General features: G+C 67.4%; 16 protein-coding genes. 8 read left to right on the top strand and 8 right to left on the bottom strand.

Features of this window, described 5'->3' with window-relative positions:
• Both Q7V15_RS02005 and Q7V15_RS02000 read left to right on the top strand, forming a co-directional pair.
• The coding region (locus tag Q7V15_RS02005; RefSeq protein ID WP_370689754.1) for a glycosyltransferase family 2 protein at positions 1 to 401 on the top strand (401 nt) is incomplete at its 5' end.
• Positions 401 to 1,177, top strand: coding sequence for a polysaccharide deacetylase family protein (locus Q7V15_RS02000; protein WP_304753408.1), 777 nt, complete (start codon positions 401 to 403; stop codon positions 1,175 to 1,177). The genes Q7V15_RS02005 and Q7V15_RS02000, both read left to right, overlap by 1 nt.
• Positions 1,178 to 1,185: 8 nt before the next feature.
• Here Q7V15_RS02000 and rsgA read toward each other — a convergent pair whose 3' ends face one another.
• From rsgA to Q7V15_RS01980, 4 genes are all read right to left on the bottom strand, one after another.
• On the bottom strand, positions 1,186 to 2,253 hold the full coding sequence (gene rsgA / locus Q7V15_RS01995; RefSeq protein WP_304753406.1) for a ribosome small subunit-dependent GTPase A: 1,068 nt from the start codon (positions 2,251 to 2,253) through the stop codon (positions 1,186 to 1,188).
• Positions 2,254 to 2,302: 49 nt separating this feature from the next.
• Positions 2,303 to 3,574, bottom strand: a complete 1,272-nt coding sequence (locus Q7V15_RS01990; protein ID WP_304753404.1) for an O-antigen ligase — start codon at positions 3,572 to 3,574, stop codon at positions 2,303 to 2,305.
• Positions 3,571 to 4,272, bottom strand: coding sequence for a sugar kinase (locus tag Q7V15_RS01985; RefSeq protein ID WP_304753402.1), 702 nt, complete (start codon positions 4,270 to 4,272; stop codon positions 3,571 to 3,573). Before Q7V15_RS01985 ends, Q7V15_RS01990 begins: the two co-directional genes overlap by 4 nt.
• 70 nt (positions 4,273 to 4,342) lie before the next feature.
• Complete coding sequence (locus Q7V15_RS01980; protein WP_304753400.1) at positions 4,343 to 5,845, bottom strand: GumC family protein; 1,503 nt, start codon at positions 5,843 to 5,845, stop codon at positions 4,343 to 4,345.
• A 90-nt stretch (positions 5,846 to 5,935) separates the two neighbouring features.
• Between Q7V15_RS01980 and Q7V15_RS01975 the strand changes: the two genes are divergently transcribed.
• Positions 5,936 to 6,691 carry a polysaccharide biosynthesis/export family protein gene (locus Q7V15_RS01975; RefSeq protein WP_304753398.1) on the top strand — a complete coding sequence of 252 codons (756 nt, stop codon included), beginning with the start codon at positions 5,936 to 5,938 and terminating at the stop codon, positions 6,689 to 6,691.
• Positions 6,692 to 6,694: 3 nt separating this feature from the next.
• Here the strand turns inward: Q7V15_RS01975 and Q7V15_RS01970 are convergent, their stop codons facing one another.
• Positions 6,695 to 6,970: a sel1 repeat family protein gene (locus tag Q7V15_RS01970; protein WP_304753410.1), complete on the bottom strand. Its 276-nt coding sequence runs from the start codon at positions 6,968 to 6,970 to the stop codon at positions 6,695 to 6,697.
• A 291-nt stretch (positions 6,971 to 7,261) separates the two neighbouring features.
• Here Q7V15_RS01970 and Q7V15_RS01965 point away from each other — a divergent pair, with 291 nt between their 5' ends.
• The gene (locus Q7V15_RS01965) at positions 7,262 to 7,606 is read left to right on the top strand and encodes an RcnB family protein (RefSeq protein ID WP_304753396.1); all 345 of its coding nucleotides are present in this window, start codon (positions 7,262 to 7,264) and stop codon (positions 7,604 to 7,606) included.
• 118 nt (positions 7,607 to 7,724) lie between these two features.
• A complete protein-coding gene (locus Q7V15_RS01960) occupies positions 7,725 to 8,267 on the top strand; it encodes an RcnB family protein (RefSeq protein WP_304753394.1) in 543 nt (180 codons plus the stop codon).
• Between the two features lie 71 nt (positions 8,268 to 8,338).
• On the opposite strand, the gene gatB is transcribed toward Q7V15_RS01960, so the two are convergent.
• A complete protein-coding gene (gene gatB / locus Q7V15_RS01955; protein ID WP_304753392.1) occupies positions 8,339 to 9,832 on the bottom strand; it encodes an Asp-tRNA(Asn)/Glu-tRNA(Gln) amidotransferase subunit GatB in 1,494 nt (497 codons plus the stop codon).
• Positions 9,833 to 9,956: 124 nt separating this feature from the next.
• On the opposite strand from gatB, the gene Q7V15_RS01950 reads away from it, so the two are divergent.
• Positions 9,957 to 10,241 carry a hypothetical protein gene (locus Q7V15_RS01950; RefSeq protein ID WP_304753390.1) on the top strand — a complete coding sequence of 95 codons (285 nt, stop codon included), beginning with the start codon at positions 9,957 to 9,959 and terminating at the stop codon, positions 10,239 to 10,241.
• Between the two features lie 42 nt (positions 10,242 to 10,283).
• Here Q7V15_RS01950 and gatA read toward each other — a convergent pair whose 3' ends face one another.
• Positions 10,284 to 11,756, bottom strand: coding sequence for an Asp-tRNA(Asn)/Glu-tRNA(Gln) amidotransferase subunit GatA (gatA, locus tag Q7V15_RS01945; protein ID WP_304753388.1), 1,473 nt, complete (start codon positions 11,754 to 11,756; stop codon positions 10,284 to 10,286).
• Entirely contained in the window at positions 11,757 to 12,044 is a 288-nt protein-coding gene (gene gatC / locus Q7V15_RS01940) for an Asp-tRNA(Asn)/Glu-tRNA(Gln) amidotransferase subunit GatC (RefSeq protein WP_304753386.1), read from the bottom strand. It lies immediately after the preceding gene.
• 134 nt (positions 12,045 to 12,178) lie between these two features.
• Here gatC and ruvX point away from each other — a divergent pair, with 134 nt between their 5' ends.
• A complete protein-coding gene (ruvX, locus tag Q7V15_RS01935; RefSeq protein ID WP_304753384.1) occupies positions 12,179 to 12,661 on the top strand; it encodes a Holliday junction resolvase RuvX in 483 nt (160 codons plus the stop codon).
• 64 nt (positions 12,662 to 12,725) lie between these two features.
• Positions 12,726 to 13,468, top strand: a 743-nt coding sequence (locus tag Q7V15_RS01930) for an aspartate carbamoyltransferase catalytic subunit (RefSeq protein ID WP_304753382.1), incomplete at its 3' end; no start/stop codon positions are given.

The raw sequence follows: 13,468 nt of genomic DNA, 5'->3' as shown, positions 1-13,468 counted from the left end.
ACCTGCTGGTGCGCCGGGACGTCTTCGCCGCCGAAGGCTTCGACGAGGGCTTCGCGGGCTGGGGTTGGGAGGACGTCGAGTGGGGCATGCGGGTGGCCCGCCGCTGGCCGATCCGGCACATCGACAACACCGCCACCCATCTGGGCCTCGATCCAGCTTCAGTGATCGCAGCCAAGTACGAGCAGTCGGCGGCCAACTTCGCCCGAGTTGTGGCGGCCCACCCCGAGGTGGTCAGCGCCTATCCCAGCTATCGCGTCGCCAGATTGCTCCGCCGTGTGCCCCTGCGCGGGCTCTGGCGACCGCTGATCAAGGCCTTCGCCCTCAATGACCTGGCGCCGCTGCCCAGCCGGGCCTTCGCCATGCGCCTCTATCGCGCCGCCCTCTATGCCGAGGCTGTCTGATGCCCCCTGAGCAAGCCTACCAGCCCGACCGGTCCCTCAAGGGCAAGCTGCGCCGCCGGCTGGTGCGCCTGGCCCACCGCCGGCCCCTGGCCCGGGGACCGGTCGCGCCCATGGTCTCCTTCACCTTCGACGACGCCCCCCTGACCGCCGTCGAGACTGGCGCCCGCCTGCTGGAGGCCCGGGGCGCCCGTGGGGTCTTCTATGTCTCGGCGGGTCTGGCCGGGACAGAGGGCCCCATGGGGCGCTTCGCGCAGCCCGCCGACTATGCCCGACTGGCCCAGGCGGGCCATGAGATCGCCTGTCACACCTATTCCCACCTCGATTGCGGCCAGGCCTCAGGCGCCGCCGCCGCCGATGACGCCGCGCGCAATCGCGCCGCCCTGGTCGACTGGGGCGCAGGCCCGGTCAACCACTTCGCCTACCCCTATGGGGACGTCGCCGCAGGACCAAAGAGCGCCCTCGCCGCCCGCTATGGCGTTCTCCGCGCCTTGCATCACGGGGTGATCGAGGCGGGAACCGACCTGAATCAGGCCCCGGCCGTCGGCGTCGAAGGCCCAGACGGCGAGGCCATCGCCGAGCATTGGCTGTCAAAGGCCCGGGCCCGCAAGGCGTGGCTGATCCTCTACACCCATGATGTGCGCCCCGACCCGTCCCCCTGGGGCTGCACGCCCGAGGCGCTCGCCCGCCTGATCGACCGGACCCAGATGAGCGGGATGGAGATCGTCACCGTAACCGAGGGGGCTCAGCGGCTGGGCGTCGAACCCGCAGCGGCCTGAGCTTCGCCTCAGCCCTCTTCCTCGGCCCGCCGGCGTCGGCGTTCGGTCTTGGCCCGGTTGGCCCACAGCTTGCGGTGGGCGATGGCCGCAGCGGGATCTTCCTTACGCTCGATGAAGGCGCCCTCGCGGCCCAGCTTGCGATAACTCTCCAGCCGCTCGACCGACAGTTCGCCGGATTTGAGCGCCGCCTGAACCGCACAACCCGGCTCGGCCACATGGCCGCAGTCGCGGAACCGGCACTCACGGGCCAGGGCCTCGATATCCTCAAAGGTCTGGGCGTTGGCCTCGCCGGGATCCCAGAGTCCCAGTTCACGCATGCCCGGCGTATCCAGGATCAGGGCGCCCCCGGGGAGCAGCACCAGCTCCCGGTGGGTGGTGGTGTGGCGGCCGCGGCCGTCAGTGGCGCGGACCTCGCCTACCGCCTGGCGCGCCTCTCCGGCCAGGGCGTTGACCAGGGTCGACTTGCCGACCCCGGACATGCCCAGCATCACCGCCGTGGTCCCCGGCGTCAGAAAGGCCCTCAGCGCTTTCAGCCCCTGTCCCGTCGGCGCCGACAGGGCCAGAACCGGCGCGCCGAGCGCCACGGCCTCCACCTGGGCGACCTTCTCGGCCACGTCGTCCACCAGATCAGCCTTGGTCAGCACCACCACCGGCTGGGCGCCCGTCCCCCAGGCCGCGGTCAGGTAGCGCTCGATCCGGCGGAGGTTGAAGTCGGTGTCCAGGCCCGTGGTCAGCAGAACCACATCGAAGTTCGCCGCCACCACCTGGGGCTTGTCCACCACGCCTGCGGCCTTGCGGACGAACTGGCTGCTCCGGGGCATCACCGCATGGATGGTGGAGACCCCCTCGCCTGCCTGTCGGTCCACCGCCACCCAGTCTCCCACCACGGGCAGGCCCGTGGTCGAGGCGTTGTGCAGGAACCGGCCAGCGGTCTCGGCGGAGAACTCTCCACCCTCCCCCATCAGCACGAACCGGGCGCGGTGCTGGATCACCACCCGCGCCGGGGTCAGGCCCTCGCGCGCAAAGGGGGCGAAGTCGCGGTCCAGCGCCTCGGTCCAGCCGTAGGAGGTCAGCAAATGGGCAGATCCTTGGCGGCCAGTCACAGGGGGCGCCGACGGGAGGGCCTCACCCCCGACGGGCCTCGATCTCGCGGTCTGGCCAGGCCAGCTTCACCGCGATCGCCAGAAACAGCACCCAGCGGAAGTCATTATAGGTCACCGCGATGCTCTCGGTGATGGTCATCAGGCTGTAGACGATCAGGAAGGGCACGGCGAGATAGGCGCCCTTGTCCCGGAACAGGGCGACCAGGGCCAGCAGCACGGTCTGGGCGTAGAACAGGGCGAAGGCCGCCAGCCCCAGAATGCCCATGCCCAGCCACTGCTCGATCCAGGAATTGTGCGCGTGTTGCGGAACGAAGCCGGCGTCCTTGGTCATCTGCGCCAGGGGCGCCCAGGGGCCCAGATCGTCCCAGACGACGCCGAAGCCATAACCCGTCCAGGGTCTGGCCTCGATCTGAGTCATGGCTGCGGACCAGATTTCAGTGCGCCCCGTCAAGGTGGCGTCCTTGCCCAGCAGATCGAATATGGCGTCCGCCGCAAACAGCACGACCCCCAGCCCCATCCCGGCCCCGACGATGGCCAGCCAGAGGATGGCGACCCGCGTGGCGGGTCCCCGCCTGACGATGGCGACAAAGATCAGGGCGGCCAGCCCCAGCACCAGCGCCACCAGGGAGGTCTTGGATGTGGACATCAGGGTCAGGAGCAGGGTGAGGCCGGCAAACCCCCACCAGATCATTCGCCTGCGCGGGTTGAGCATGGCGGCGGCGCCCATGATGGCGAATCCGAGGGCCATATTGCCCCCCAGGGCGTTCTTCTCTGACCAGACCCCCCGCCAGGCGCCTGGGAAGATTTCCTGCATGATCCCGATTGACGGCAAGGCCAGGGGGACCAGAAGGGAGATCACCGCCAGGACGGCGAAGGCGCTGGCGGTCACTTCGGCGAGCTCCGACCACTTCAGCCGCGAGGCCAGGACCACCCCGCCCAGGGCCGAGCAATAGGCCGCGAACACCCGCCGGAAGGTCTGGTCCGGGGCGATGGACCACAGGGTCGAAGCCGCCACCAGCAGCATCAGAGCCACCAGGAAGGGCTGGCGCAACAGGGCCTGGAAGGACGCACCCGGCGACACCGCCAGCAGGAGGAACCCCGCCGCATAGGCCGGCAGATAGAGGGCGCGGATCAAGCCCCCCTGGCTGACATCGGCCTCTTCGCCCATCAACGGAAACACCCAGGCCTGGCTGTAGACCAAGAGCAGGAAGACCGAGGCGCCGGCCAGGAGCAACCGCCAGGCCGTCATCGGCGGCGCAGGCGCCAGGGCCGCCGAATAGGTGAGGCCGCTCACCGCAGGAAGGCGCGGGCGAAGGGGGGTTGCTCCACCGTCGCCCGGTTGAAGAACAGGCCCACCACATCGGCTCCCGCCCCCACCAGGGCGTCCCGGGCCAGGGCGGGCGCGCGGACGTCGGCCTCATCGGCCGCCACCACCAGCAGGGTCTGGTCCATGAAGGGCGCGACAGTCATCGCCGCCTGCGACCGATCGGCCGAAGGACAGTCGACGATGATCAGATCGGCGAAGCGGCGAAGGGCGCTCCAATAGTCGCCATCCGCCAGGATGTGGACGCTCTGACGGCCCCGCAGGGCTTCGCGGCGGAACCGGGTCACCCACCAGCGGGCCGCGCCCACCCGATGGGCGGCCAGATAGCGGGCGTCGGGCCAGGGCTTGCCATCCGGCCCCTGGGCCGGGGGTTGGATGGAGAAGAAGATCGATCCGTCGGGGCTGGCCGCGGCCGGCTGGCCCAACAGGCCATAGCGGTCGCTCTCTGCAGCCACAGCCTCGTGCTGCGGCGAGTTCATCAGGTCGAGATCCACCAGCCACACCGACCGACCCGCTCGCCGGGCGGCGAAAAAGGCCAGTTCACGGGCCACGGTGGAGGCGCCTTCGCCCCGCCGCGCCGAGACAATCTGGATGGTGCGGGCGCGACCGGCCGCTGGGGCCCCCAGGGACGCCCAGAGCTCAGCCATCTCGGCGTTGAGGTTCACCATGACTCGAATCGCCGCGCGGACACTGGGGCGAGCCTACCGGAAAGCGTCATGCCGCGCAGAGATCATCATCCTATGCGGCTTTCAGCGGGGCGACGCCCAGAACGGGCAAATCAAGGGTGCGCGAAGCCGAAGCCGGCGTCGGCAATCCTGGCCGCAGGAACATCCGCAAAAGGCCGGCGCACAGGGCGGTGAAGCCGGCGAACAGGAAGGCCAGCACCAACACGGGCTTTTTCAAGCTGGAGCCGCGGGCCGGCGCCGTGGCGCGCTGGACGATGCGGATATTGTCGTTGGAAGCCGCCGCAATTTCCCGGGCGGCGCGGCTCTGTTCCTCGCGCACGGCGAAGTCACGCACATTGGCCTGCAGGACGTCTCGGTCGAGGCTGAGCGCCTGGAAGCGCGGCTCAAGCTCGGCGAGTTTCAGACGCCGGTCCAGAAGCTGGCTCATCTGGGTGTTCAGAGCGCTCAGGGACTGGCGCAGGGCGGCCACCTCGGCCTGCAACTGAATGCGTTCGGTCTGCAGGGTCTGGAAGACAGGATTGACCCCGATCCGCCGGGCCCCGTCGCCGGTGGTGCGGCCCGCCGATATGCCTTCCTCCAGCCGGGTGATCTGGGCGTCAAGATCACGGACCGGCTGAGCGTCCGAGCGGTAGCGGCCGAGCAGGTCTTCTCGCTGGAGCTTCAGTTCGACCAGCTTGTCGGAGGCGGCGTTGTTGACGTCGCGATAGAGTCCGACCTCCGGAGAAACCTGACTCATCTGGCTCTGCAGGGCGGCCAGCCGGCCGCTGCGGTCCTGCAGTTGCGCCTCGGTCTGGTACTTCTGCTGTTCGATCTGGGACTGGAGCTGGGACAGGGCCGCCTTCTCAGCGACGAAGTCAGCGATGCGGTTGCTGGTCAGGAAGTTCTCATAGGCCGCATCGGCCTCCTGCAGACGCCCCTCAAAGGCCTCGCGCTGCAGGGCCATGGCCGGGGCGTTGGCCTCCACCAGCACGGTGCGGCGGAAGATCAGATACTCCTCAAGCAGGGTGTTGAGCACCAGGGCCGCGATCTTCGGATCCTCGTGGGTGAACACCAGCCGAACGATGGGCGTGTCCGGCGCGGTCTGAATTTTCAGATTGGTTTCGATCCCGCGGATCGCCTGGCCCATGATCACGCGCTTTTCGGCCGCAGAGGCGTCGGCGAACTTCTTGGCCAGCTGGGGATAGATCCGCATCAGGCCCAGGCGATCGATCACCCGCTGCTTCAGCTCCGTCGAGCCGAGAATTTCGGTTTCCGACTGGATGACCTGTTCAGGGTCCGGCACCGCCCCGCGACCGGCGTCGCCGGCTCGCGGCTCATAGACATATTCCTGACCGAGCCGGACCAGGATGCTTGAACTGGCGGGATAGGTCGTCTTCAGGGTCAGGGCGAAGGCCGCGCCGATGACGAACAATATGGCGAAGACCGCCAGCATGAGAAACCGCTCCCGCCAGAGCAGGGTGATGAAGTCCGACGGTGCATAGCGCGGCCGCGCCACCCACTCTGATCGGGGAGCGGCCTCGTGCGTTCTGACAGTCCAGGCGCTCGTAGCGGCCATAGCGAATCCGATATCCCCTCGGGAGACTTAGCCGGACCGTCGCCCTCCGCGCTTAAGACTTCGTTACCCATTCCTGTTAACCCTGAGATCATGCTGATCGACCGCAGATTCCGCGCCCCAATTGGCCTCTCCATGGCCCTGGCCCTAGCCGCCTGCGGCGGGGCGCGCAGCGTGCCGGGCGCCAGCCTTGTGGGTCTGGGCGAGCCGCAGCATCAAACCCAGTTCGCCAATATCCCCTACGCCCAGTGGACCGACTATGAGCCGGCCTATCGATTCTATCCGGGGGATGAGATCGAGGTCGTCGTGCCGTCGGCGCCGGAGTTGACCAGAACGGTCACGGTCCAACCGGATGGCCGGATCACCGTGCCGCTGATCCCGCCCATCATGGCGGCCGATCGCACGACCCTGCAGCTTGAGGCGGCGCTGTCCCAGGCCTACAGCGCTCATCTTCTGCGGCCTGACGTCTTTGTCACGGCCAAGGCGGCGCCCTTGAAGGTGTTCGTTGGCGGCGAGGTCGGCGCGCCGGGCGTCTATGACATGCAAGGCGATGCGGACGCCCTGCGGGCGGTGATTCAGGCCGGCGGGTTCCGAACCACGGCCGATCGCAGCAAGGTGATCATTATTCGCCGCGGCGCCGACGGCCAGGGCATGATGCGCACCACCGACCTGCTGGCGGGTCTGCGCCGTCCCAGCGCCGACCTGGTGCCTCTGCGCCGCTTCGACATCATCTATGTGCCGCGCAGCGGCGTGGCCAACGCCGGACTGTTCGTCCAGCAGTACTTCCGGGACCTGTCGCCGATCCAGTTCGGCTTCAGCTACGCCCTCAATGAAGCGGGCGTGAATTAGGGATCAACCCTGGGCCAGCCACTCGCGGGCGGCGCGTTGGGCCTCAGCGACGTCCTCGGACGCCATCTCCTGCGACAGTTCCTTGCGATAGACCTTGGCCTCCAGGGAGCCCTTCATCGCCGCCAGGTTGAACAGCATGTGCGCAGACACATAGTCGAGCGGCGCGCCGCCCTGCCCGGTCGAATACAGCATGCCCAGCCGGAACAGCTCGTCGCCGGAAGCCTCAGGCCCCGGCAGGGGAAGACCTTCAACCGGTCCCACGTCCAGGTTCGCAAACATGATCTTCATGTCCTCATTCAGCGGTGAGCCCCGTTCTGGCGCCCTTGCTCCGCAATCCATGAGCGAAGAAAAGTCGAGATCGGCTGAACATATGGTTAAGTCCGAAAATAACCCGAAATTATGCGACAATCTGTCAGACTTCGGCCCGCTTACTACTGCGAAACCTTTGTATCCATCGACTTAACAAAGTGGCGTCAGCCGCAGCGCGGCGCCGCGGGTCTGCCGCGGGTTGGAGCGCATTGCGCCGCCAGGCGTTTTCCTTGTGAGGGACACGACACGAGGAGCTTCGCGATGAAGACTGCGCTTATAACCGCCGCCGTGGCCATGGCTCTGGCCCTGCCCGCGACCACCATGGCTCAGCCGTGGCACGACCGGGGCCATCCCCACAGCAAGGCGGCGGGAAAAGGCCATCCCCACGGCATGCCGCCGGGCCAGGCGAAAAAGCGCTGGAGCCGCGGGCAGCATATCCCCCGCGCCTATGTGACGGAGCGGACCTACTACATCACCGAACCGGCCCGCTATCGCCTGCGTCCGCCCCCGGCCGGGTACCAGTGGGTTCGCGTCGATAATGACGTCTATCTCGCCCAGACCCAGACCGGTCTGATCGCCGAGGTGGTGCTCAGTCTGTTCAACTAGGGACATGGTGAATCTGACTTAAGTGTTCAGATTGGGTTCAGGCCCGGCCCGCCACTCTCCATCCATCGGGGGATGTGGCGGGCCGCCTCGGTGGGTCCGCATGACAAGGAGACGTAAAATGAAACGTCTGATCTTGAGTCTGGCGGCCATCGCCGCGGTCGCAGGTCCCATTGCGGCCTCGGCCACCGCGGCCCAGGCTCAGTCCTGGGACCGGCGTGAGAACCACGCAGATCGTCGCGGGGACAACTGGGATCGGCGCGACAACCGCCGGGACGATCGCTACGACCGACGCGACACGCGTTACGACGACCGCCGCCACTACCAGCCCCCCCGGCCGCCGCCCCATTATCAGCCGCCGCGGCCTCCCCCGCAGGCCTCCTGGGATCATCGCCGCTACAACGGCTATTACTACCAGAACCGCTGGTTCTACGGTCCGCCGCCGGTCGTCTATTACAGCCATCCGCAATATCGGCCGGGCTATGTGGCTTGGCGTCGAGGCGCGGTATTGCCGCACCACTATCGCGGCTACGTGATCCACGACTACCACCGCTACCGCCTGCGCCCGCCGCCGCGGGGCTATGCTTGGCATCAGGTGGGCAACGACTACCTGCTGACCGCCATCGCGACAGGCATTATCTTTGAGATCATCAGCAACCGCTGAGGTCCGAAGTCACAAAAAAGAGGCCCCGGATCGGTGATCCGGGGCCTTTTTCGTTTTCAGGTCCGCGGTCTTCAGAGCCCGAGTTTGGCCTTCAGCAGTTGGTTGACGGTTCCGGGATTGGCCTTGCCGCCCGTGGACTTCATCACCTGGCCGACAAACCAGCCGATGGCCTGGGGCTTCTCCTTCACCGACTCGGCCTGGGCCGGGTTGGCGGCGATCAGGCCGTCAATGATCGCCTCAAGTTCGCCGGTGTCGGAGACCTGCATCAGGCCCTGCTTCTCGACGATCTCGGCGGGCGCGCCCTCGCCCGCCCACATGCGCTCGAAGACATCCTTGGCGATCTTGGACGAGATGACCCCGTCTTCGATCAGCTTGACCAGATCGGCGATCTCACCGGCGCTGATCGGACTGTCCTCGATATCCAGGCCCGCCGCCGTCAGCCGGGCGGCCAGGTCATTGGTCACCCAGTTGGCCACCAGCTTGGCGTCGCGCCCCTTGGCGGCGGCCTCGAAGAAGTCGGCCCGGGCCTGTTCGCCCACCAGCACGCCAGCGTCATAGGCCGAGAGGCCATACTGGCTCTGCAGGCGGGCCTTCTTGGGGTCGGGCAGCTCGGGCAGGCTGTCCTCGATGGCCTTCACCCAGGCCGGATCCAACACCAGCGGCAACAGGTCCGGATCAGGGAAGTAGCGATAGTCATGCGCCTCCTCCTTGGAGCGCATGGACCGGGTCTCGCCCTTGCCGGGATCGAACAGCCGGGTCTCCTGGTCGATCTTGCCGCCGTCCTCCAGGATCTCGATCTGGCGGCGGGCCTCGTACTCGATGGCCTGCTGGATGAAGCGGTAGGAGTTGACGTTCTTGATCTCGCAGCGGGTGCCCAGGTGGCTGAAGTCCCCCGTTTCGCGGAATTTCTCATAGGCGCCGGGACGACAGACCGAGACGTTCACGTCGGCGCGCAGATTGCCCTTCTCCATGTCCCCGTCGCAGGTGCCGAGATAGACGAGGATGGTCCGCAGCTTCTTCACATAGGCCGCCGCCTGCGCCGCCGTGCGCATGTCCGGCCGCGAGACGATCTCCATCAGTGCGGTGCCGGCCCGGTTGAGGTCCACATAGGTGGAGTCCGGATCCTGGTCGTGCAGGGACTTGCCGGCGTCCTGCTCCAGGTGCAGCCGCTCGATGCGCACGGTGATGGTCTCGCCGTCGTCCAGCTCCACCAGGACCTCGCCCTCGCCGACCACCGGCTCCTTGAACTGGCTGATCTGGTAGCCCTGGGGCAGGTCCGGATAGAAGTAGTTCTTGCGGTCGAAGGTGGACTTCAGATTGATCTGCGCCTTCAGGCCAAGGCCCGTACGCACGGCCTGTTCCACACAGCGGCGGTTGATCACCGGCAGCATGCCCGGCATGGCGGCGTCCACCAGGCTGACCTGGGCGTTGGGTCCCGCGCCGAAGCCGACGGCCGCGCCGGAGAAGAGCTTGGCGTTGGAGGCGACCTGGGCGTGGACTTCCAGCCCCAGGACCATTTCCCACGGACCGGTCCGGCCCTGGATCAACTTGGTGTTCTCAGTCATGCGCTCTTCCTAATCCCAGCCGCCGACCTGCGGAAGCGGCCAAGTTAAACCCACTTGCGAAACGCCCGCGCCTGCCGCTCACTCCGCCTCGGCAACAACGCCGTTCCAGGGAGGAACTCCATCCATGCGCAAGGCTCTTATGACGGGCGCCCTCGCCCTTTCGCTGACATTCGCCGCCGTCTCCGGCGTCGCTGCTCAAACCCTCACCGTCGAATCCACCCCGGTGGCCGACCTGGTGGCCGACGAAAAGGCCAAGGCCGTGCTGGAGAAGCACATTCCCGGCATCAGCACCCATCCTTCCTACGACATGTTCAAGGGCATGACCCTGGTGGAGCTGAAGCCCTATTCCGAGGGCATGATCACCGACGACACCCTGGCGGCCATCAAGAGCGAACTGGCCACCGACTGAGTTTGGCCGCCTCCGCCCCTGGGTTCGCCCCGGGCGGAGGCGCTACCACCAGCGTTGCGGCTGCTGGCTGAAGCCAGCGGCCTTTTCGATGACCCCGCCCAGCGAGAACAGCGAGCCCTCGTCCAGGGCGCGACCGATCAGCTGCAGACCCAGTGGCAGGCCCTTGGCGTCGACGCCGGCCGGCACGCTCATCCCCGGCAGACCAGCCAGGTTCACCGTCACGGTGAAGATGTCGTTCAGATACATGGCCACCGGATCATCGGCGTTCTCCCCCAGCGGGAAGGCCGCCGATGGCGACGTCGGCGTCAACAGGGCGTCGACCTTCTCAAACGCCTGGTCGAAGTCGTCGGCGATGCGCCGACGGACCTTCTGGGCCTTGAGATAATAGGCGTCGTAGTAGCCCGCCGAGAGCACATAGGTGCCGATCAGGATGCGGCGCTTGACCTCTTCGCCAAAGCCCGCGGCGCGGGTCTGCTCATAGGTCTCCGTCAGATTGGCGCCGTCGACCCGCAGGCCAAAGCGCATGCCGTCATAGCGCGCCAGGTTGGACGAGGCCTCGGCCGGGGCGACGATGTAGTAGGCCGGCAGGGCGTATTTTGTGTGGGGCAGCGACACCTCGACGACCTCGCAGCCGGCTTCCTTCAGCCAGGCGATCCCCTGCTCCCAGAGCTCCTCGATCTCGGCGGGCATGCCGTCGACGCGGTACTCCCTGGGAATGCCCACCCGCATGCCCTTCACCGACTTGCCGACGAAGCTGGCGAAATCCGGCACGGCCACGTCCAGGCTGGTGGAATCGCGCGCGTCATGGCCAGCCATGGAGGTCAGCAGCAGGGCCGCATCCTCCACCGTCCGGGCGATGGGACCGGCCTGGTCCAGGGACGAGGCGAAGGCCACCACCCCCCAGCGGGAACAGCGGCCATAGGTCGGCTTGATCCCCACGGTGCCGGTCAGGGCGGCGGGTTGGCGGATGGAGCCGCCGGTGTCGGTGGCAGTCGCGCCCAGGCAGAGCTGGGCGGCCACCGCCGCGGCCGAGCCGCCGGACGAGCCGCCGGGCGTCAACGGCGTGGTCTCGCCGCTCGCGCGCCAGGGGTTGATCACCGGGCCGAAGGCGCTGGTCTCGTTGGACGAGCCCATGGCGAACTCGTCCATATTGAGCTTGCCCAGCATCACCGCCCCATCCCGCCACAGATTGGCGGTGACGTTCGACTCATAGGTGGGCTGGAAGTCGCCCAGAATCTTGGAGCAGGCCGTCGAGCGCACGCCCTCGGTGCAGAACAGATCCTTGATCCCCAGGGGCGCGCCGTCCAGGGCGCCGGCCTCGCCCTGGGCGCGGCGGGCGTCGCTGGCCTGGGCCATGGCCAACGCTTTGTCGGGCGTCTGCAGCACATAGGCGTTCAGCGCCTTGGCCTGTTCCACCGCCTCGATATGGGCCTGCGTCAGCTCCACGGAGGAAAAGGCCTTGGACTCAAGGCCTTCCAGGGCGGACTTGAGGGTGAGCTTGGTCAGGTCGCTCATCTATTCCACCACCTTGGGGACAACGAAGAAGTCCTTGGCCGTCTTGGGCGCATTGGCCAGCACCTTGGCCGGATCACCGCCTTCGGTGACCACGTCCTCGCGCATGGGCAGGCCCTGGTGGACCACCGAGGTCATGGGCTCGACCCCGTCGGTGTCCACCTCGTTCAGCATCTCGATCCAGGTCAGGATGCCGTTGAGCTCGCGGGCGAGCGGCTCGATGCGCGCTTCAGGTTCGGCGATGCGCGCCAGCTTGGCGACCTTGCGCACGGTCGCCGCGTCGATGGCCATGGGGGCCTCCTTGCAATCTGACCCGTGGGTTAGCCGCGGAGGTCGGCTTCTGGCAAGCCGTGTGCGTGCAAAGGCGCCGGGGGACCGGCGATTCTAGGCCTTTGGCCCATCTGCGGGCGGCGCTATGGAAGGACATGGCTGTCATTGACCTGAGCGACCTCCCCGACCACCTGCCGCGCCTCGCCCCTGTGGTGGGGCTGGATCTGGGGGAAAAGACCATCGGCGTGGCGGTGTCAGACCCGAGCCGCATGGTCGCCTCGCCGCTGAAGCTGATCCGCAAGACCAAGTTCACCCAGGACGCCGAATCTCTGTTCGCCCTGATGGAGGGCCGCGGCGCCCTCGCCGTCATCATCGGCCTGCCGGTCAATATGGACGGCACCGAAGGGACCCGCTGCCAGTCCAGCCGCGCCTTCGCCCGCAATCTCTTGCGCCTGCGCGACCTGCCCATCGCCTTCTGGGACGAGCGCATGTCCTCCATGGCCGTCAACCGCATGCTGGTGGACGAAGCCGACATGACCCGCGCCCGCCGGGGCGAGGTGGTGGACAAGACCGCCGCGGCCTGGATCCTCCAGGGCGCCCTGGAGCGCCTGCGCAACCTGCCCGCGGCGGAGGCCTAGGCATGGACCGGCGAAGGACAGACGGCTTGGCGAGCCCGCCCCGCCCCCTTAAGAGGACGGCCCCATGAGCGCGCCCGAATCCGGTCTGATCGACGTCCTGGGGAAGACCTTCCCCTTTCCCAAGCGCCACTTCCTGTCGGTCCTGGATCTGAATCCCGTCGAGGTCAGCGATCTTCTGGACCTGGCCGACACCTTCGTGACCCTCAATCGCCAGACCTCGAAGAAGCTCGACCTGCTCAAGGGTCGCACGCTGATGAACCTGTTCTTCGAGAACTCCACCCGCACCCAGAGCTCCTTCGAACTGGCCGGCAAGCGCCTGGGTGCCGATGTGGTCAATATGAGTCCCCGGGCCTCGTCCATCTCCAAGGGGGAGACCCTGATCGACACCGCCGTGACGCTCAACGCCATGCAGCCGGACCTGCTGGTGGTGCGCCACGCCTCCTCGGGCGCGGCCTCCCTGCTGTCGCAGAAGGTGTCCTGCTCGGTGATCAACGCCGGCGACGGCCAGCATGAGCATCCCACCCAGGCCCTGCTGGACGCGCTGTCCATGCGCCGGGCCTTTGGCCGTATCGCCGGCCTGCGAGTGGCCATCTGCGGCGACGTCCTGCACAGCCGGGTGGCGCGCTCCAATGTCGGGCTGTTGCAGATGATGGGCGCCGAGGTCCGGCTCGTCGGCCCGCCGACCCTGATGCCCGCCGAAGCCGATCGCTGGGGCTCCGAAGTGTTCCACGACCTGCGCAAGGGCATAGCCGGCTGCGACGTGGTGATGTTGCTCCGCCTGCAGCTGGAGCGCATGGACGGGGTCCT

The organism is Phenylobacterium sp., from assembly GCF_030651755.1.
Lineage (GTDB): Bacteria > Pseudomonadota > Alphaproteobacteria > Caulobacterales > Caulobacteraceae > Phenylobacterium.
The sequence above is the reverse complement of the archived record's forward strand: the minus strand, read 5'-3'. Positions and strand labels throughout refer to the sequence as shown.